At 65.7% G+C, this 17,915-nt stretch carries 14 protein-coding genes, 2 tRNA genes and 1 pseudogene; 4 read left to right on the top strand and 13 right to left on the bottom strand.

The window, feature by feature from the left end; genetic code table 11:
• Positions 1-16 precede the first annotated feature (16 nt).
• From AC1AUD_RS06695 to AC1AUD_RS06685, 3 genes are all read left to right on the top strand, one after another.
• Positions 17-1,954, top strand: coding sequence for an FAD-binding protein (locus AC1AUD_RS06695; RefSeq protein WP_476573302.1), 1,938 nt, complete (start codon positions 17-19; stop codon positions 1,952-1,954).
• A gap of 69 nt (positions 1,955-2,023) precedes the next feature.
• Positions 2,024-3,046, top strand: a complete 1,023-nt coding sequence (locus tag AC1AUD_RS06690) for a succinate dehydrogenase/fumarate reductase iron-sulfur subunit (protein WP_476573300.1) — start codon at positions 2,024-2,026, stop codon at positions 3,044-3,046.
• A 33-nt stretch (positions 3,047-3,079) separates the two neighbouring features.
• Complete coding sequence (locus AC1AUD_RS06685) at positions 3,080-3,748, top strand: O-methyltransferase (RefSeq protein WP_476573298.1); 669 nt, start codon at positions 3,080-3,082, stop codon at positions 3,746-3,748.
• Between the two features lie 29 nt (positions 3,749-3,777).
• Here AC1AUD_RS06685 and AC1AUD_RS06680 read toward each other — a convergent pair whose 3' ends face one another.
• The 8 genes and pseudogenes from AC1AUD_RS06680 to AC1AUD_RS06645 all read right to left on the bottom strand — a co-directional run bounded on the left by AC1AUD_RS06680 (position 3,778) and on the right by AC1AUD_RS06645 (position 9,832).
• The gene (locus AC1AUD_RS06680; RefSeq protein WP_476573296.1) at positions 3,778-4,560 is read right to left on the bottom strand and encodes an LOG family protein; all 783 of its coding nucleotides are present in this window, start codon (positions 4,558-4,560) and stop codon (positions 3,778-3,780) included.
• Positions 4,561-4,723: 163 nt separating this feature from the next.
• Positions 4,724-6,058, bottom strand: a pseudogene (locus AC1AUD_RS06675) (Na+/H+ antiporter NhaA); the annotation flags it as partial.
• Between the two features lie 147 nt (positions 6,059-6,205).
• A tRNA-Arg gene (locus AC1AUD_RS06670) sits at positions 6,206-6,279 on the bottom strand.
• Positions 6,280-6,313: 34 nt separating this feature from the next.
• Positions 6,314-6,387: transfer RNA gene (locus AC1AUD_RS06665), tRNA-Arg, on the bottom strand.
• Between the two features lie 116 nt (positions 6,388-6,503).
• The gene (gene clpX, locus AC1AUD_RS06660; protein ID WP_476573294.1) at positions 6,504-7,847 is read right to left on the bottom strand and encodes an ATP-dependent Clp protease ATP-binding subunit ClpX; all 1,344 of its coding nucleotides are present in this window, start codon (positions 7,845-7,847) and stop codon (positions 6,504-6,506) included.
• Positions 7,848-7,991: 144 nt separating this feature from the next.
• Positions 7,992-8,696 carry an ATP-dependent Clp protease proteolytic subunit gene (locus AC1AUD_RS06655; protein ID WP_476573292.1) on the bottom strand — a complete coding sequence of 235 codons (705 nt, stop codon included), beginning with the start codon at positions 8,694-8,696 and terminating at the stop codon, positions 7,992-7,994.
• Positions 8,697-8,698: 2 nt separating this feature from the next.
• Positions 8,699-9,283: an ATP-dependent Clp protease proteolytic subunit gene (locus AC1AUD_RS06650; RefSeq protein WP_476573586.1), complete on the bottom strand. Its 585-nt coding sequence runs from the start codon at positions 9,281-9,283 to the stop codon at positions 8,699-8,701.
• 171 nt (positions 9,284-9,454) lie between these two features.
• A complete protein-coding gene (locus AC1AUD_RS06645; protein WP_476573290.1) occupies positions 9,455-9,832 on the bottom strand; it encodes a transcriptional regulator in 378 nt (125 codons plus the stop codon).
• Between the two features lie 287 nt (positions 9,833-10,119).
• On the opposite strand from AC1AUD_RS06645, the gene AC1AUD_RS06640 reads away from it, so the two are divergent.
• Positions 10,120-10,830, top strand: a complete 711-nt coding sequence (locus tag AC1AUD_RS06640) for a class I SAM-dependent DNA methyltransferase (protein WP_476573288.1) — start codon at positions 10,120-10,122, stop codon at positions 10,828-10,830.
• Positions 10,831-11,024: 194 nt separating this feature from the next.
• On the opposite strand, the gene tig is transcribed toward AC1AUD_RS06640, so the two are convergent.
• The 5 genes from tig to AC1AUD_RS06615 all read right to left on the bottom strand — a co-directional run bounded on the left by tig (position 11,025) and on the right by AC1AUD_RS06615 (position 17,903).
• Positions 11,025-12,401 (bottom strand): trigger factor, encoded by a 1,377-nt coding sequence (gene tig / locus AC1AUD_RS06635; RefSeq protein WP_476573286.1) that lies wholly within the window; start codon positions 12,399-12,401, stop codon positions 11,025-11,027.
• Between the two features lie 54 nt (positions 12,402-12,455).
• A complete protein-coding gene (locus AC1AUD_RS06630) occupies positions 12,456-13,769 on the bottom strand; it encodes an HRDC domain-containing protein (RefSeq protein ID WP_476573285.1) in 1,314 nt (437 codons plus the stop codon).
• On the bottom strand, positions 13,762-14,418 hold the full coding sequence (locus tag AC1AUD_RS06625) for a DUF3000 family protein (protein WP_476573284.1): 657 nt from the start codon (positions 14,416-14,418) through the stop codon (positions 13,762-13,764). Before AC1AUD_RS06625 ends, AC1AUD_RS06630 begins: the two co-directional genes overlap by 8 nt.
• 124 nt (positions 14,419-14,542) lie before the next feature.
• The gene (gene pflA, locus AC1AUD_RS06620; protein ID WP_476573283.1) at positions 14,543-15,421 is read right to left on the bottom strand and encodes a pyruvate formate-lyase-activating protein; all 879 of its coding nucleotides are present in this window, start codon (positions 15,419-15,421) and stop codon (positions 14,543-14,545) included.
• Between the two features lie 106 nt (positions 15,422-15,527).
• Complete coding sequence (locus AC1AUD_RS06615) at positions 15,528-17,903, bottom strand: formate acetyltransferase (protein ID WP_476573281.1); 2,376 nt, start codon at positions 17,901-17,903, stop codon at positions 15,528-15,530.
• Positions 17,904-17,915 lie beyond the last annotated feature (12 nt).

The raw sequence follows: 17,915 nt of genomic DNA, 5'->3' as shown, positions 1-17,915 counted from the left end.
TGCGAGAATCACAGGTATGAATCCCCAGCAGTTGGAAGATATGTATGACGCGGTGATCGTCGGCGCCGGCGCGGCCGGTCTGTCGGCGACGCTCGGGCTCCTGCGCTCCCCCGCGGCGCGCGGAATGGGCGAGGACGGACGCTCCCCGAAGATACTGGTGATCTCGAAATTGCAGCCGTTGCGCTCGCACACCGGTTCGGCCGAGGGCGGCATCGCCGCATCCCTCGGCAACGTCGAGGACGATGACTGGCAGTGGCATTATTACGACACCGTCAAAGGCGGCGACTGGCTCGTCGATCAGGACGCGGCGAAGCTGCTCGCGCAGTTTGCGCCCGAGACCGTGGTCAATCTGGAGCGGCAGGGCGTGGCCTTCTCCCGTCTTGACGACGGGCATATCGCGCAGCGTCGCTTCGGCGGGCATACGCGCGATTTCGGAGGCGAGCCGATCAAGCGCGCGGCCTATGCGGCCGATCGCATCGGCCATCAGATCCTGCACGCGCTGTGGCAGCAGTGCGTGGCCCAGGGCATGCAATTCGCCGAGGAATGGTATGTCACCGATCTGGTGCTTGCCGATGGACAGGCCGGGCGTCGCGCGGCCGGCGTGATCGCCTTCGACACGCATGCGGGCAGCCTGCGCACCGTGCGCGCGCGCAATGTGCTGCTGGCGACGGGCGGCGCGGGCAGGCTGTTCCACACCACGTCGAATTCCTGGGATCTGACCGGCGACGGCATGGCCTTGGCTTTGGGTGCGGGATTGCAGCTGGAGGACGTCGAGTTCGTGCAGTTCCATCCCACCGGCCTGGCCCACACCGGCATCCTGCTGTCGGAGGCCGCGCGCGCCGAGGGCGGCGTGCTGCGCAATGCGGATGGCGAGGCGTTCATGGAGCGATACGCCCCCGGACATGCGGATCTGGCGGCGCGCGATGTGGTGAGCCGTTCGATCGTGGCCGAGGTGGATGCGGGCCGCGGCGTCGCCGATCCGAGGGATCCGGATGGCCCCAAGGACTGCGTGTGGCTGGATATGACCGGCATCGACGCGGAGCGCATGCACCGCGTGCTGCCGCAGGTCGTCGAAACGATCCGCGACTATGCCGACCTCGACCCGGCCAAGGATTGGGTGCCGGTCAAGCCGACTGCGCATTACACGATGGGCGGCATCCCGGTGACCACGGATGGCGAGGTCTATCGTTGGGCCAATGGCGAACGCCATATCGTCGAGGGCTTGTATGCGGCGGGCGAATGCTCCTGCGTGTCCGTGCACGGCGCGAACCGCCTGGGCGGCAATTCGCTGCTCGACGCCTGCCTGTTCGGCACCAGGGCCGGTCAGGCGATCGCCACGCGCATCGCCGCCGCGGCCGATGCGACCGGGACGACGGCCGAGGCTGATGACGAGGCGTTGAAGGCCGCGGCCGATGCAGCGGCCTCCTCGCGCGAACAGGATCTCAAGGCGATGCTTGCGGAAGCGGGCTCCTCCGCCGATGCCGCCGACACCTCCGAAGCCACCGAGACCGTCGAAGCCACCGAATCCACCGGAGACTCCGGCGACGACTCCGCCGCCCAAGGCAATCCCTATGCGCTGATGGCCGAACTCGGCGCCGTGATGGAACGCGCGGCCGCCGTGCGCTGCGACGCCGCATCGCTGGCAACGGCCGCCGCCGAACTACGCGACGACCTCATGCCGCGAGCCGCCGCGCTCGCCGCGCATGACAAGACGGCCGCCTTCAATCAGGAGATCACCGCGATATGGGAGGTCCGACATCTGACCACGCTCGCCCAAACGGTGCTCGGCGCCTGCGATGCGCGGCATGAATCGCGAGGAGCGCTGCGCCGCACCGATTTCCCGCAGCGTGACGACGAGCGCTATCTCGCCCATTCAATGACCGACGCCACCGGCGCGGTGGACTGGCAGCCGGTGCATATCGTCGACTATCCGCCGAAGCAGCGGGAATACTAGGCATGGCAGCAGAGAGGACAATGCCGTGTGGCACAATGGACACGCCCAAAAACGCTTTCGGGAGGATGCATGAGTGAGATGACCGCGTCGACGACGGTGACGCTGCGGGTGCATCGCTTCACGCCCCGCGCCGAACGTGAGCGCGACCGCGCCCGTTCCTCCAGCCCCTTCGCCCGCAAATCCTCGCCCTTCGGCGGCGGTGCGTCCGCGCGTCGGCGCCCGCGCGGCAAGCAGTGGGTACAGGAGTATGTGGTTCCCGCCAGCCCGCAGGACACGGTGCTCGACTGCCTGCTCGCGGTCAAGCGCACAATCGACCCCACGCTGGCCTTCCGCTATTCCTGCGGACATGGCATGTGCGGCTCCGATGCCGTGTCGGTGAACGGCGAGCCGACGCTGCTGTGCACGGCCACGGTGCGCGACTGGGCGCGCCCCGACAACGCCAGCGATAACGCGGAAGATTCCGCCGAAAACACCGATGATGGGTTCCGCCGCACAGGCGCGGCTTCAAACCGCGACCCCGGGACCGAAATCTCCGAGGTCGGCGACGTCCCCTCCGATGACGCATATGACGATGGCGATGGCGATGCCGACGCCGATTCGCTGCCCACGCACGGCTCGCTCGGCGTGATCGAACTCGCGCCGCTTCCCGGCTTTCCCCCGCAGCGCGATCTCATCGCCGACATCGAACCGATGCTCGACCAGATCCGCAAGCTGCGCCCCTGGCTCGAGGCGGATGGCGCGCTCGCCACGACCAAGGACGGCAAACTCGACGTATTCGAATACCTGCAGCACCCCGACCAACTCGCCAAATACGAGATGCTGAGCAACTGCATCGCCTGCGGCGTGTGCGAGGGCACCTGCCCGGTCTATGCCGGCGGCGACGCCTTCGTCGGCCCGGCGGCGCTGGTCTGGGCAAGCCGTTTCGTCAACGATTCGAGGGACGGGGCCACCGACCAACGTCTCGATGCGATCGACACGGCCGACGGCGTGGCCGCCTGCCAGTCGGTGCGCGCCTGCTCGCGCCACTGCCCGCGCGGCATCGACGTGGGCGAGGAGATGTGGCAGATCGTCGCCCGGGTGCGCGAACGCTAGGACACGGCCAACACACGCAGGAAGAGGAACGAGATGGATAGGAACGCTTACACCAACCAAGCCAAGGCGTGGGAATACGCCGAGCGTCGCGCCGCCGCGCATTGCCCCAAGGCCGCTCAGGACGCCCGCCACGCGGCCGAGCAGGCCGGCGTGCCCGTGGGTTCCGCCGCGCAGGACGCCTTTCTGGCGATGCTGGTGCGTCTGACGGGCGCTTCCTCCGTCATCGCCGTGGGCACCCGTTCGCTGACCGAGACGATGGCCTTGGTCGAGGGCCTTGACGGCGCGGGGCATCTGACGGTCGTGGACTCCTCCGCGCAGGGCGTGGATCTGGTGCGCAGGACCTTCGCCTCGCAGGCGGACACGGCGACGACGCTGCGTGCGGTGCATGCGCAGGCCGCCGATTTCCTGCCCCGTCTCAACGGCGAGGACTATGACCTGATTGTGGTGGCCGGCGACGGGGCCAGCTACCGCCCGGTGTTGGACCAGGCGTCGCGACTGTTGCGCAATCATGGCGCGTTGGTCATGCTCGATGTGCTGGCCTTCGCCGACAGGAACGCGAAGGGCGGCGTGACGAATCCCGCCGACCGGAGCGACAAGGCCGTGGCCATGCGCGTCTTGCTGGACGCACTTGACGAGGCGACGGACTTCGAGACGACTTTGATTCCCGTCGGCACCGGCCTGTTGATCGCCCGCAAACGCTGAGCGGGTCAGAGCCGGGGATCCGGGCCAGGTCAGGCGGCGATGCCGGAGACGGCGACATCGACGGCCTCGTCCACATCGTCGGTGACGGTGACCAACCTCGGATCGAGGCTTGATATCATGCCTGAATCCCTCACCGGCCCCTCGAGCCAGTCGAGCAAGCCCTGCCAATAGTGCGAGCCGAAGAGCACCACCGGCATGGACGTGACCTTGTGCGTCTGCACCAGCGTGAGCAGCTCGAACATCTCATCAAGCGTGCCGAAGCCTCCCGGGCACACGATGACGCCCGAGGAATACTTGACGAACATCGTCTTGCGCACGAAGAAATAGCGGAAGCTCATCCCGAGGTTCACATAGTCGTTGAGCCCCTGCTCGTGCGGCAGCTCGATGCCGAGTCCCACGGATTTTCCGCCGGCAAGCGCCGCGCCGCGATTGGCGGCCTCCATGATGCCCGGCCCTCCGCCGGTGATGACGGCGGCGCCGTGTTCGGCGATAAGACGCCCCATGCGCATCGCCGCGCGGTAATCGGGGTCGTTGGCGAGGGTGCGGGCCGAGCCGAATACGGAGACGGCGGGCCCCAGCTCGGCGAGCGCGCCGAATCCGTCGACGAATTCGGCTTGGATGCGCAGCACGCGCCACGGATCCATATGCAGCCAGTCGGTGTCCTGGTCCGGCTTGAGCAAGCTGGCGGTGGAGCTGTCCTCCGGAATCATATTGCCGCGCAGGATCACCGGACCGCGGTGGTAGGTCTCCCCCAACGGATTGGGTTCGCTTCCCCGGATGTCGTCTGCTTCCCTGTCTGCGATCGTCATCATCGTTCCCCTATCAGTGGTGGCGGCGGGCCTTGCGCGTCTTGTCCCGGTCGGGACGCCGGTGGACGGACATGAAGCGGCGTTTGCGCGGCGCGGCGACGGGTTCGGCCTTGCCTTCGCGGCGGGCCTTGATCGCGGCGAGTTGCTCGGGGGTGAAGGCGTCGATGTTGACGCTCATCGTGCCATCGGGCAGGATCGTCGCGTGCTCCATCAGGAGCTCCTCGGTTTCGGCCGCGAGCTTGGCGGCGGCGGCCTCGGCCTCGTATCCCTTGGATTGGCGGGCCAGCAGCGCGCCGGAGATGGCGGCGGCCAGCAGCGAGGCGACGAGCACGCCGAATCGCGCCTCGGCCGACAGATCGGGATCCTGATAGGCCAGCGAGGCGATGAGGAACGACACGGTGAAACCGATGCCGCAGGCGCAGGCGGCGGGTGTCAGATCGCGCACCTTGAGGCCTCGGGGCAGGCGCAGTCCGCCCACATGCGTGCACAGCCATGCGGTCGCCACGATGCCGAGCGGTTTGCCGATCACCAGCGCGACGATGATGCCGACGACGACCGGCGAGATCATCAGCGCCGGGGTGAGCGAATTGAAGTGGACGCCGGTGGCGAACAGGGCGAAGATCGGCAGCGCGACCAGGGCCGACAGCGGCTGCAGCTTGTCATGGTAGCGTTCGGCGCGCGGCGACTTCTCGCCGTGCATTTCACGCGAGGGCGTGAGCAGGCCGACGAGCACGCCGGCCAGGGTGGGGTGGACGCCGGCCTCGAACATGAACACCCAGGCGAGGATGCCGACCAGTCCGGCCGCGATCCACGGCACCTTCTTGAGGCGCACGAGATAGGCCCAGGCGGCCGCGCACACGGCGATGCCGACGAACCACCACCAGCCGGACAGCGAGGAGAAGAACACGGCGATCAGCACGATGGCCAGCAGGTCGTCGACGGTGGCCAGTGTCATCAGGAACGCGCGGATCGAACCGGGCAGTGCCTTGGCGAACAGCGCGAGCACAGCCAGCGAGAACGCGATGTCAGTGGCCGTGGGAATGGCCCAGCCCTGGGCTATCGAACCATAGTCATAGACGCCGCCCGAGGCAATCTGCTGCAGGCCGGGGCCGGGCGGCGCGAAGCGCGAGAACAGCGCCGTGGCCGCCAGGAACAGCACCGGAGGCACGAGCATGCCGCCCACCGCGCAGATCATCGGCACCGCCGCGGCCTTCGGATTCGACAGGGAGCCGGTCGTCAGCTCCTGCTTGAGGTCGAGGCCGACGATTAGGAAGAACACAGTCAGCAGGCCATCCTGCGCCCAGTGCCCGATCGGCAGGTCGATGTTCGTCCAAGGCACGGCGATATGCGTCTCGGCCACCGTTTCGAACATATGCGCGGTGGCGGGCAGATTGGCGAGCACCAGACCGACCAGCGCGAACGCGAGCATGATGAGGCCCGATATGCGGTCGGACGCTGCAATATGCCTGATTGTCGCCCACGCCGATCTGCGCTGTCCCATCCGTCGCTCCCTTCGCCCCGCTTTGGTCTCCTTCTATCGTATCGGAACCGTCGGGACCTTTTCGTTCGCTGTCAGCTGGCGCGTTGGTTATGAGACCCCCAGAATTGGAAAAGCCCCTCGTGACCAAAGTCTCCGAGGGGTTCCGTGTGCGCCGGACAGGATTCGAACCTGCGACCTGCTGATCCGTAGTCAGCTGCTCTAATCCGCTGGGCTACCGGCGCATGCCGACTGTTTTACTCCGATCGGCTCGGAGTGTGCGCCGGACAGGATTCGAACCTGCGACCTGCTGATCCGTAGTCAGCTGCTCTAATCCGCTGGGCTACCGGCGCATGTTGTCCGTTTCAGGCAACTCGAATAAAGTACAACGAGTCCGCGACTTCACGCCACACGGCGTGTCGTGGCGGTTACGCAGACCGCGCGCCATGCATATCCCGCCGCGCAACCGTCACGCGGCAAGTCGCCGAGGACGGCGTTCGCCGCCATGGCCGGAAAGCCCGGCCTGCGCGCCGGAACGCACCAGGGTGGGCGCGCCGGTGCCGTCGACGGCCGGCGTGTCCACGATGACGCATTCGACGTCATCCATGCTCGGCAGGCGGAACATCGTCTCCTCGAGCGTGCGTTCGATGATCGAGCGCAGGCCGCGGGCGCCGGTTCCCTGCCGCAGCGCCGTGGAGGCGATCGCATGCACCGCGCCATCGGTGAATTCGAGACGCACCCCGTCGACGGCGAACAGCTTCATGTATTGCTTGGTCAGCGCGTTGGCCGGCTCGGTGAGCACCAAGGCCAGATCGTCCTCGGTCAGTTCGTCGAGCACGCTGATCACCGGCAGGCGGCCGATGAACTCGGGCAGCAATCCGAATTCGGCGAGGTCATCGGGCCCCGCCTGCTCAAGCAGCCGACGCTTGTCGATCTCATGGTCATGCCAGGCCGCGCCGAAGCCGCTTTCCCGGGCGCCGAGCCGTTCGGAGACGATGTCGGTCAATCCGACGAAGGCGCCGCCGCAGATGAACAGGATGCCACGCGTGTCGATCTGCACGGTCTGCTGCTCGCGGTGCTTGCGCGTGCCCTCGGTGGGCACCGAGGCGATGGTCCCCTCGAGGATCTTGAGCAACGCCTGCTGCACGCCCTCGCCGGACACATCGCGTGTGATCGACGTGTTCTCCCCCGACTTGCGTGCGATCTTGTCGATCTCATCGATATAGACGATGCCATGCTGCGCCTTCGCGATATCGCCGTCGGAGGCCTCGATGAGCCGCTGCAGCACGCTTTCCACATCGTCGCCGACATATCCGGCCTCGGTGAGCGTGGTGGCGTCGGCGATGACGAAGGGCACGTTCATCACCTTGGCGAGCGTCTGCGCCAGATAGGTCTTGCCCACTCCGGTGGGGCCCATGAGCAGGATGTTGGATTTGGCGACCGTCACCCCCGCCAACGGGTCGGCGTGGCGCCCCGCGTGCCGGCTTTCCAATTGGCCCGCGGATTCGTCGAGCTCCATATTGACGCGCTTGTAATGGTTGTAGACCGCGACGGACAGGGCGCGTTTGGCCGCCTGCTGTCCGATGACATACCGGTCGAGGTAGGCGTTGATCTGCATCGGCTTGGGCAGGCTCAGCGCGTTGACCTCGGCGTCCTTCTTGCGCTCCTCGGAGATGATGCCGACGCATAGCTCGATGCATTCGTCGCATATCGACGCGCTGGGGCCTTCGACGAGCTTCCTGACCTGATGCTCGGTTTTGCCACAGAAGGTGCATTGCGGCACATCGTCGCCGTAACTGACCACCCTGCCCATGCCGGTCTCCCTTCGCGTCGTGCGCACGGTTTCGCGGGACTTCGTGGGAACGCAACCGTTCCGTTTTCTCCCGGATATACGATACCCTCGGCGCGAGCGCGCCGAGGGCATTGTCATCCCGGCATCCCGGGGTTTTCACGAAGTCTACTGACGGTGTTCGAGCACCTCGTCGACGATGCCGTATTCCTTCGCCTCGGGGGCCGTGAGGAAGGTGTCGACCTCGATGTCCTTGCGGATGCGCTCGACGTCCTGGCCGGTGTGCTTGGCCAGCGTGTTCTCGAGCCATTCGCGCATGCGCAGCATCTCCTTGGCCTGGATCTCGATCTCCGTGGCCTTGCCGAAGCCCTGGTCGATGGCCGGCTGGTGGATGAGCACGCGCGCGTTGGGCAGCATGAGGCGCTTGCCCTTGGTGCCGGCGGCCAGCAGGATCGCGGCGGCCGAGGCGGCCTGGCCCAGGCACACGGTCTGCACATCGGGCTTGATGTATTGCATGGTGTCGTAGATCGCGGTCATGGCGGTCATGGAGCCGCCGGGCGAATTGATGTACATCATCACATCGCGGTTCGGATCCTGGGACTCGAGCACGAGCAGCTGGGCCATCACATCGTCGGCCGAGGCATCGTCCACCTGGATGCCCAGGAAGATGATGCGGTCCTCGAACAGACGCGAATAGGCGTCCGAGGTCTTCATGCCATAGGGCGTCTTCTCGGTGAACTGCGGCATGATGTAGCGCGCGCTCGGCGCGGCGAACGCGGCCTCGCGGCGTTCGCGCGTCTGGAATCCGACGACTCCCGCCGGGCCCGCCAGCCGTTCGGCGCGGGCGACGAACTGCGCCTCTTGGCTTGCCATCGTCACTCTCCCTTCCTCATCGAATCGCGCGTGGTGATGATCTGGTCCACGAAACCGTAGTCCAGGGCCTCCTGCGCGGTGAACCAGTGGTCGTATTCGTTGTCGCGGTAGATCTCCTCGACGGTGTGGCCGGTCTGCTCGGCGGTCAGCTCGCTCATGGTCCTCTTCATGTCCATGATGAGCTCGGCGTTGATGCGCACATCGGTGGTGGTGCCGCCGATGCCGCCGGAGGGCTGGTGCATGAGCACGCGGGCGTGGCTGGTCAGATACCGCTTGCCCTTGGTGCCCGAGCTCAGCAGGAACTGGCCCATCGAGGCGCACATGCCCAGGCCCACGGTCGCCACGTCCGGCTCGATGAGCTGCATGGTGTCGTAGATGGCCATGCCCGCGGTGATGGAGCCGCCGGGCGAGTTGATGTAGAGCCAGATGTCTTTCTTCGGGTCCTCGGCGGCGAGCATGAGCATCTGCGCGCAGATGCGGTTGGCCATGTCGTCCTTGACCTCCTCGCCCATCCAGATGATGCGGTCCTTGAGGAGTCGGTTGAAAATCGGATCCTGGGGCCCGGCCGGCATATCCTCGCCCGCCATGACCGGAAGCGGTGCAAAATCGCTCACTTGGGTCTCCTTCGTATGATGCAAAACACATCAAGACTACCGCCCTCAAGCGACGGGGCGGCGAGGCGCGCCGGACCTTCGGCCGCGGGCGGAACTCGCCCATTTCGTCCGACTCCAGTCGACTTGTGGCGATCCTCTGGAAAGCTATTCCAAGGTATCCAGCACGTCGTCGATAAGCATGCGTTCCTGCGCGCCGCCATCGGATAGCCTCGGGAAGCGTCGACGCGCGTTCGTCGGGCTCGCGTCGGCGGCGCGCGCCACATTGGACTGGCTCACCCCGTGCGCGACCGCCTTCTGCGCGAGTCGGTCCACCAACGAGTCGGAGACCTGCCGCATGCGTTCGGCGACCCATAGCTGCGCCGTCTCCTGGCTCAGCCCGTAATCCTCGGCAAGCTCGGCGGAGGCCTCCTGCACGGCCGCCCACAGCACCATGAAAGGCTTGCGATAGTAGGCGATCTGCTCCTCGTTCGCCTCGCCGGACAGGGTCTCCAATCCCCTGCGGTCGTCGCCGTTGCGAGTCATGCGCCCTCCTTTCCGCGCCCGGATCCGTCACTACCGTATTGTTCATATGCGCGCGACACCTAAGATGCCCCGGCACTCCATGCCGTTCCATAATGGGAATCGTCCCAAGGTCGAGACCGCGGATGAGTGGTATAGTCAGGCCCGGGCTGGGGGCGCGTTCACGCTGAGATCTTCGGAGACCCTTGGAACCTGTGAGTCAATGCTCGCGTAGGGAAGCCATGCCATTGCGGCGCATATGTGGCCCCGGCCTGATTCATTGAATGAATATCAGGAAGGGGATTTCCACGATGAGCAAGGCGAAATTCGACGGCTATGCGGCGACGTATGACAGCTGGTTCATGGCCAATGAGAACGTGTTCCTGAGCGAGCTCAAGCTGCTCAAGTCGGCGCTTGATCTGACCGAGGGCGGGCGCATGCTGTCAATCGGCTGCGGCAGCGGCCTGTTCGAGAAGGCGCTCAAAGACGAATACGGCATCGAGGTGACCGAGGGCGTGGAACCGTCGGGCGATATGGCCGAGATCGCCGAGAAGCGCGGCATGAGCGTGCAATTGGCGACCGCGGAAACCGCCGAGCTGCCTGCCGAGGCATATGATGTCATCTACTTCAATGGCAGTTCAAGCTATATTCCCGATCTCAAGCTCGCCTACGGCAATGTGCTCAAGGCATTGAAGCCGGGCGGCAGCCTGGTGTTGCTCGACGTGCCGAAGGAAAGCGGCTACGGCCTGCTCTATCTGCTGGCCGGCAAGCTGGACGACTATGGCGCGCCCGAACTGGCCGACACCGCGCCGGCGATGCCCTATCCGCTGGAGCTTGTGCACACCGCCTTCTGGCACACCACCGAGGAGAAGAGCGCCGTGCTGCGCGATGAACTCGGTCTGCATGACCTCCAGTACCGTCAGACATTGGTCGCCAGCCCCGTCTATACGAATCGCGAGGTCGAGGAACCGATCGACGGATATTACGCCGGCGGCTACGTCGCCATCGTCGCGCGCAAGTGACCCATCATTTGCAGAGGGTCTTGCCGGTGACGGCCGGGCTTGCGAATGCCGGGGTTGTTCCCCGGCATTTTCGCCACACAATTCTCAGCCCAAGTGCACAATTCTTGAATCGGCGGCCATAAACACGACAGGGGTGAGATTCGAACGAATCTCACCCCTGTCAAGAGAACTAGAGACTTAGCGTCTCGCTAGGCTCACTTGGCGTCCTTGGCGGACAGCTCGTCGGCGACGGCGGCAGCGGCGGAGGCGGCCTCGACGGACTCGTTGGCGGCGGCCTCGGCGTCCTCCTCGTCGGAACCGAGGAATTCGCTCAGGTCGACGGCCTCGCCATCGGCGGTGAACTTGACGGCGCGCATGCCGGAGAGCAGACCCTTGGAACGGGCCACTTCCTGCACGGCGGAGCCGAGCTGGCCGTTGCGCACGATCGCGTTGATGAAGGCGTTCGGATCCATGCCGTACTGCTGGGCGATGGAGGCCAGGAAGTTGAACACGTCGGCCTGGGACACCTGCACGTCGAGCTGCTCGGCGAGCGTGTCGAGCACGATCTGGTCGGTGAGCTCCTTGACGACGGTCTCCTCGGCCTCGGCCTTCTGCTCCTTGGTGGCCTTCTCCGGATCGGCGGTCATGTTCTTGAGCTGCTGCTCGACCATGTCCTTCTTGACGCCCTTGGGCAGCGGCACCTCGAGGCCTTCCTCGAGATGGGCGATGAAGGCGTCGCGGGCCTCGGTGGCCTGGCGGCCCTTGGCGGCGTCGGCGGCGTTCTTGCGGATGTCTTCCTTGAGCTCGTCGAGGGTGTCGAACTCGGAGGCCTCCTGGGCGAAGTCGTCATCCAGCTCGGGCAGTTCCTCGGCCTTGACGGAGTTGACCTTGACCTTGATCTGGGCCTTCTCGCCCTCGTGCTCGCCACCGGCCAGCTCGGACTCGAAGGTGGTCTCCTCGCCGGCGGACAGGCCTTCGAGGGCCTCGTCCATGCCGTCCAGCATGGTGCCGGAGCCGAGCTCGTAGCTCACGCCCTCCTGGGAGTCGACGGTCTCGCCGTCGATCGTGGCGTTGAGGTCGATGTTGGCGAAGTCGCCCTTCGCGGCCGGGCGGTCGACGCCCACGAGGGTGCCGAAGCGCTGGCGCAGGGACTCCAGACGGGTGTTGACGTCCTCGTCGGTGACCTCGGGCTTCTTGATCGCGATCTCGACGCCGTCGAACTTGGGCAGCTCGATCTCGGGGCGGCGCTCGACGGTGGCGACGAACTTGAGCTTGGTCTCGTCCTTGGCGTTCTCCGGCACTTCCTGCACGTCCAGCTCGGGCTGGGCCATCGGGCGGACCTTCTTCTCCTCGAGCGCCTTGGAGTAGAGCTCCGGCACGGCGCTGTTCACAGCCTCGCCAGCGACGGCCGCGAAGCCGATGCGCTGGTCGATGATCTTGCCGGGGACATGGCCCTTGCGGAAGCCGGGGATGTTGACCTGCTTGGCGATCTCCTTGCGGGCGGCCTCCAGATACGGGTCGAACTCCTCCGGGTCGACGGTGACGGTGAGCTTCACCTTGGTGGGTTCGAGGTTACGAACGCTGATCTTCACGCTAAACGCTCCTGAAATACTGTATTTCCTGTATGGTCTGCCCGTGGGCAACCCTCACATGATAGCGCGGGTCACGGACGCTGCGATCAGGCGCACCTGCCAGTCGCGGGCGCCTTGGGCGGCGAGGAATTCCGCCACATCCACGCCGCTGACGTCCTCCAGCCAGCAGAGGTTGCGGATGATCTGGGGCCTGATGACGATCTCGGCCGGGGTGCGGGTGTCGTCGGCGATCTGGTTGATCGCCTTGCGGGCGCGTTCGAGCCGCGCGAGGCGGTCCGGATGACGGTCCGCCCATATGCGCATGGCCTTGGGGGCGTTGGCTTCGTTCTCGCCGCGGGGGGCGGAGCTGGCAGGCGGCGTGGGCAGTTCGCCGGCCGGCAGGGCCAGCGCCGATTGGATGGCTTCCTTCCATACGACGGGCTTGACGGTGCGCTGGATCGGGGCGTACCGCTCGAACATCTTGTCCTGTTCTCCGCCGGTATGCATGCGCACACGCTCGTTGAGGGAGCGTATCGCCCGGAACTCGCGCGCGTTGCGGGGCTTCCTGGTCGCGGCCTCGATGATCGCCGCGTCGGAGAGAAGCAGGGTCGGGGCGATGTCGTGGGCGCGGGCCAGTTCGTCGCGTTTGGTCCACAGCGCCTTGGCGATGGCGAGCGCACGCCGGTCGCGACCCAGCTTGGTGATGCGCGAGATGCGCATCCAGGGCACCGGGTGGCGGTCGGGCCTGGGGCCGGTGCCGGCGGCCAGCGCATGGGCGAATTCCTCCTCGGCCCATCCGTCCTTGCCGTGGTCCCTCAGGTCGCGTCGCATCAGCGCCTCGAGCTCGATGAGCAGCTCCACGTCGAGGGCGGCGTAATTGCGCCAGTCGCGCGGCAGCGGCCGGTAGGACCAGTCGGCGGCGGAATGCTCCTTGGCGAGCGTCACGCCAAGGTAATGCTCGATGACGGCCGCCAGGCCGAACCGATGCAGGCCGAGCAGCCTCGCGGCGATCTCGGTGTCGAACAGGGCGCGCGGCCTCATCCCAAGGTCGGCGAAGCCGGGCAGGTCCATCAGCGAGTCATGGATGATCCATGTCGCATCGCCGACGGCGCGGTTGAAGTCGTTCCAGTCGGCGCCGGCCGTCCCCAGCGCGATGGGGTCGAAAAGGAATATGCCCGCGCCCTCACGCTTGAACTGGACCAGCCAGTCCTCGTGTCCGTAGCGGTAGCCGGAGGCGCGCTCGGCGTCGGCGGCCAGGGAGCCGGAGGCGGCGGCCAGCGCATCGCAGGCATAGCGGAATCCGGCCAGGGTGTCGGTGACGCCGGGCACTCCCCCGCGCGGCTCGTCCTGCAGCCGCGGCTCGGGGCGTCTGTCGGAGAATTCAGGCAATGGCTGTTTCCTCCCCGAATCGCACGGTGGACTTCACGAAGGCGGCCCATGCGGCGACCAAGCCGCCGGCATCGGGCACGCCCGGCATGGCGGGATCGTCGAGCGGCGTGAAGGAGACGCGCATCTCGCAGCCGGCGTTCGTGCCGCCGGGCAGCGCGCCGAAGGCGGTGTTCTGGGTGACGGTGACGGTGCCGCCGAGCGAATCGGGTTCCACATCGACCAGATGGCCGCACAGATCCTCCCAATACATTCCCGGTGTCAGACCGTCGTTTTCACATGCCTGCAACGGCATGCGGGCGAAGGCGACGCAGCGCCAACGTCCGCCCCAATCATCGCGCGTTGCGTTCGAATGCAGGATCATGATCCAACCGGTCGCCACGCATGGCGCTTCGGACAAATCGGCGGAAAAGTCGTTGTCCCCGCCTCGCGGGCCGCATTCGAGCTCGATGCCGATGCCGTGATCGGCCAGCGTGGAGGGAACGGGGATCTCGCGGTACCGCACCTCGGCGACGTGCTCCATCGCACGCACCGATTCGACCGCAGCCCACACCTCATCGGGCACTCCGGCGGGGCGGGACGGCAGGTCTTCCGCCTGCGTCGGGCGCCCGCGGCGGGGAGCTCCCGCGGGGAATGCATAGATATCGGCCATATTCCAAGACTAAAGCCGGGACAACGGTTTGCGTGGTATCAACACAGCACGTCCCCGGCGGGTTTTCCGCCGCCACGGGGGGACAAAGCTGGTAGCGACGCGCGGCCGACGGGAATCCCGCGGATCAGTAGACGGTGAATCCGTGGGATTCGAACTGCCCCGCGACGCGCTCCCTGAGCTTGGCGGAGGGACCTTTGCAATCCTCGAGCGGATACGGGATGCGCAGCTCGTGCCACTTGGGGCGGCCGAGCTGGTGGAAGCCAAGCACGTCGATATGGTCGATCGCGTCCTTGAAGGTGTCGCAGATCCTCGCGACGTTCTCGACGTTCTCCTCGGAATCGGTCAGCCCCGGCACGAGCACGAAGCGCACCCAGATGCGCTTGCCGGCCTTGGCGAGGCGCTGGCCGAAGTCGATGGTCGGCTGCAGCGTGCCGCCGGTGACCTTGCGATAGGTCTCCTCATCTCCGGATTTGACATCGAGCAGGCATAGGTCGATGTCCTCGAGCATCTCGTCGGTGTAGCTCTTGTTGAGGAAGCCGGAGGTGTCGAGGCAGGTGTGCACGCCCATCTCCTTGGCCGCGTGGAACACACGGGAGACGAAGGCCGGCTGCATCATCGACTCGCCGCCGGAGAAGGTGATGCCGCCGCCGGTGGTCTTGAACAGGTCGGCGTATCGGTCGACCTTCTTGATCATCGCCTCGAGGGTGACGGGCTTGCCGTCGCGCATCTTCCAGGTGTCGGGGTTCTGGCAGTACTGGCAGCGCAGCGGGCATCCGGACATGAACACGGTCATGCGGGTGCCCGGGCCATCGACCGAGGTGTTGATGTCCCAGGAGTGAACGAAACCGATGTCGCCGGTTTTAAGCGCTTCGAGACGGTCCCGGCGATCGAGGCCGATCGGGGATTCGAAGCCGGAGAGGCCTCCCATCAGCGTCTGCTTGGCATATTCCTTGGATTGACGGAGCATATGCCGCGTCGTCGTGCGGAATTGGGTGTCGGACATCGTTGTCTCCTTGTGTCTGGCGTAGAAAGATATCGAAAGGGGTGGAGCCGCAGCCCCACCCCTTCTTGAGATTGTCACCGCGTCACGCGGGTATCATCGGACCGAATCAGTCGGTGACGGCGCCCGAGTGGAAGGTGCGGCTGATCACGTCGAGCTGCTGCTCCTTGGTGAGCTTGACGAAGTTCACCGCGTAGCCGGAGACGCGCACGGTCAGGTGCGGGTACTTCTCCGGGTGCTCGACGGCGTCCTCCATGGTCTCCTTGCGAAGCACGTTGATGTTCGCGTGGTAGAGGCCGTGGCCGTTGCCGGCGTCGAGGATGCCCACGAGGTTCTCGATGCGGCTCTGCTCGTCGCGGCCCAGGCCATCGGGGGTGATGGTGTTGGTCAGCGAGATGCCGTCGAGGGCGTCGTTGTAGTCGATCTTGCCGACCGAGAACATCGACGGGAGCATGCCGTGGGAGTCCATGCCGTTCTCCGGGTTGGCGCCCGGAGCATACGGGGTGCCCTTCTTGTGGCCCGACGGGAAGGAACCGGTGTTCTTGCCGTACTCCACGTTGGAGGTGATCGTCAGGATGGACTGGGTCGGGACGGCGCCGCGGTAGACCGGCAGACGCTTGACCTGGCCCATGACCGTGGAGACGACCCACTTGGCGATGTCGTCGGCGCGATCGTCGTCGTTGCCGTAGAGCGGGAACTCGCCCTCGGTGCGGTAGCCGACCACCAGATCGTCATCGGCGCCCTCGACGTACTCGGCCTCGTGGCCCGGCATGTCCTTGGCGTCCTTGTTGTAGATCGGGTAGACCTTGGCGTACTTGCAGGCGGACAGCGAGTCGGCGGCGATGGACAGACCGGACATGCCGCAACCGAGGGTGCGGTACACCTCCTTGTCGTGCAGGGCCATCTCGATGGACTCGTAGGCATACTTATCGTGCATGTAGTGGATGATGTTCAGCGCCTGCACGTAGGTCTCGGACAGCCATTCGAGAGCCTTCTCGTAGTTGGCCTTGACCTTCTCGTAGTCCAGGGTGCCGTCGGCCTCGGGGGTGATCGGATCGATCACGCCCTTGTCGATGACCTGCATGCCGGTCATCTCGTCGCGGCCGCCGTTGATGGCGTACAGGAACGCCTTGGCGGAGTTCACGCGGGCGGCGAAGAACTGCATCTGCTTGCCGACGCGCATCGGGGACACGCAGCACGCGATGGCCGCGTCGTCGCCCCAGTGCGAACGGATCTCCTTGTCGGACTCATACTGGATGGCCGAGGTGTCGATGGAGGTCTTGGCGCAGAAGGCCTTGTAGGCTTCCGGCAGCTTGGGATCCCAGAAGATCGTGATGTTCGGCTCGGGGCCGGGTCCGAGGTGGCCGAGGCCCAGGGTCGCGAGCAGACGGAAGGAGGTCTTGGTGACCATCGGGCGGCCGTCGTCGGCGAAGCCGGCGTCGGACCACGTCGCCCAGTACGGATCGCCGGAGAAGATCGAATCGTAGTCCTTGGTGCGCAGGAAGCGCACGATGCGCAGCTTCATGACGATCTGGTCGATGAGCTCCTGGGCGTGGGTCTCGTCGATCACGCCGTTCTTGAGGTCGCGCTCGATGTAGCAATCGAAGAACGCGGAGTTGCGGCCGAAGGACATGGCGGCGCCGTCCTGGCTCTTGACGGAGGCCAGGTAGCCCATGTAGGTCCACTGCACGGCCTCCTGCGCGGTCTGCGCCGGGCGGGAGAGGTCCAGGCCATACTCGTTGCCGAGGTTGATGAGCTTCTTCAGGGCCTTGATCTGCTCGTCATGCTCCTCGCGGAAGCGGATCCAGTGCTCGATCTCCGGCTCGGTGAAGTCGTTGCGGTAGGGCACGGAATCCTTGTCGCGCTGCTTGAACTTGATCAGGGCGTTGACGCCGTAGAGGGCCACGCGGCGGTAATCGCCGATGATGCGGCCACGGCCGTAGGCATCCGGCAGACCGGTGAGGATCTTGTTGTGGCGGGCGACCTTGATCTGCTTGGTGTAGCAGCCGAAGACGCCGTCGTTGTGGGTCTTGCGATACTTGGTGAAGATCTTCTTGATCTCCGGATCGGGCTCCTTGCCGGCCTCCTTGATGGCCTGCTCGACCATGCGCCAGCCGCCGTTCGGCATCATCGCGCGCTTGCACGGCTCATCGGTCTGCAGGCCGACGATCACGTTGTCGACCTCCGGGGACTCGATGTAGCCGGCCGGGAAGGCGTCGACATCGGCCGGGGTGTGGGTGTCCACGTCGTAGACGCGCTGCTTGCGCTCGACGGCCAGATAGTTGTCGTCGAGGTACTTCCACATGTGCTTGGTCTTCTCGGTGGCGTCGGCCAGGAAGGACTCGTCGCCGGTGTACGGCGTGTAGTTCTTCTGGATGAAGTCACGGACATCGATGTCGTTTTGCCAGTTGCCGCCCTCGAAGCCAGCCCACGCCTTGGCGTTGAGCTCCTCCTGGGTAGCGGTCGTTGACTCAACTGCGGTCATATCCACTCCTTG

The organism is Bifidobacterium sp. LH_730 (genome assembly GCF_056355835.1).
The sequence above is the reverse complement of the archived record's forward strand: the minus strand, read 5'-3'. Positions and strand labels throughout refer to the sequence as shown.

What these genes read in the sequence shown, in the direction of transcription:
- AC1AUD_RS06690 (WP_476573300.1), top strand. Translation starts at nt 2,024, where the DNA reads ATGAGTGAGATGACCGCGTCGACGACGGTGACGCTGCGGGTGCATCGC.
- AC1AUD_RS06680 (WP_476573296.1), bottom strand. Translation starts at nt 4,560, where the DNA reads ATGATGACGATCGCAGACAGGGAAGCAGACGACATCCGGGGAAGCGAA.
- AC1AUD_RS06650 (WP_476573586.1), bottom strand. Translation starts at nt 9,283, where the DNA reads ATGGCGGGCGAGGATATGCCGGCCGGGCCCCAGGATCCGATTTTCAAC.
- AC1AUD_RS06625 (WP_476573284.1), bottom strand. Translation starts at nt 14,418, where the DNA reads ATGGCCGATATCTATGCATTCCCCGCGGGAGCTCCCCGCCGCGGGCGC.
- AC1AUD_RS06685 (WP_476573298.1), top strand. Translation starts at nt 3,080, where the DNA reads ATGGATAGGAACGCTTACACCAACCAAGCCAAGGCGTGGGAATACGCC.
- AC1AUD_RS06645 (WP_476573290.1), bottom strand. Translation starts at nt 9,832, where the DNA reads ATGACTCGCAACGGCGACGACCGCAGGGGATTGGAGACCCTGTCCGGC.
- AC1AUD_RS06615 (WP_476573281.1), bottom strand. Translation starts at nt 17,903, where the DNA reads ATGACCGCAGTTGAGTCAACGACCGCTACCCAGGAGGAGCTCAACGCC.
- AC1AUD_RS06640 (WP_476573288.1), top strand. Translation starts at nt 10,120, where the DNA reads ATGAGCAAGGCGAAATTCGACGGCTATGCGGCGACGTATGACAGCTGG.
- pflA (WP_476573283.1), bottom strand. Translation starts at nt 15,421, where the DNA reads ATGTCCGACACCCAATTCCGCACGACGACGCGGCATATGCTCCGTCAA.
- AC1AUD_RS06695 (WP_476573302.1), top strand. Translation starts at nt 17, where the DNA reads ATGAATCCCCAGCAGTTGGAAGATATGTATGACGCGGTGATCGTCGGC.
- AC1AUD_RS06655 (WP_476573292.1), bottom strand. Translation starts at nt 8,696, where the DNA reads ATGGCAAGCCAAGAGGCGCAGTTCGTCGCCCGCGCCGAACGGCTGGCG.
- clpX (WP_476573294.1), bottom strand. Translation starts at nt 7,847, where the DNA reads ATGGGCAGGGTGGTCAGTTACGGCGACGATGTGCCGCAATGCACCTTC.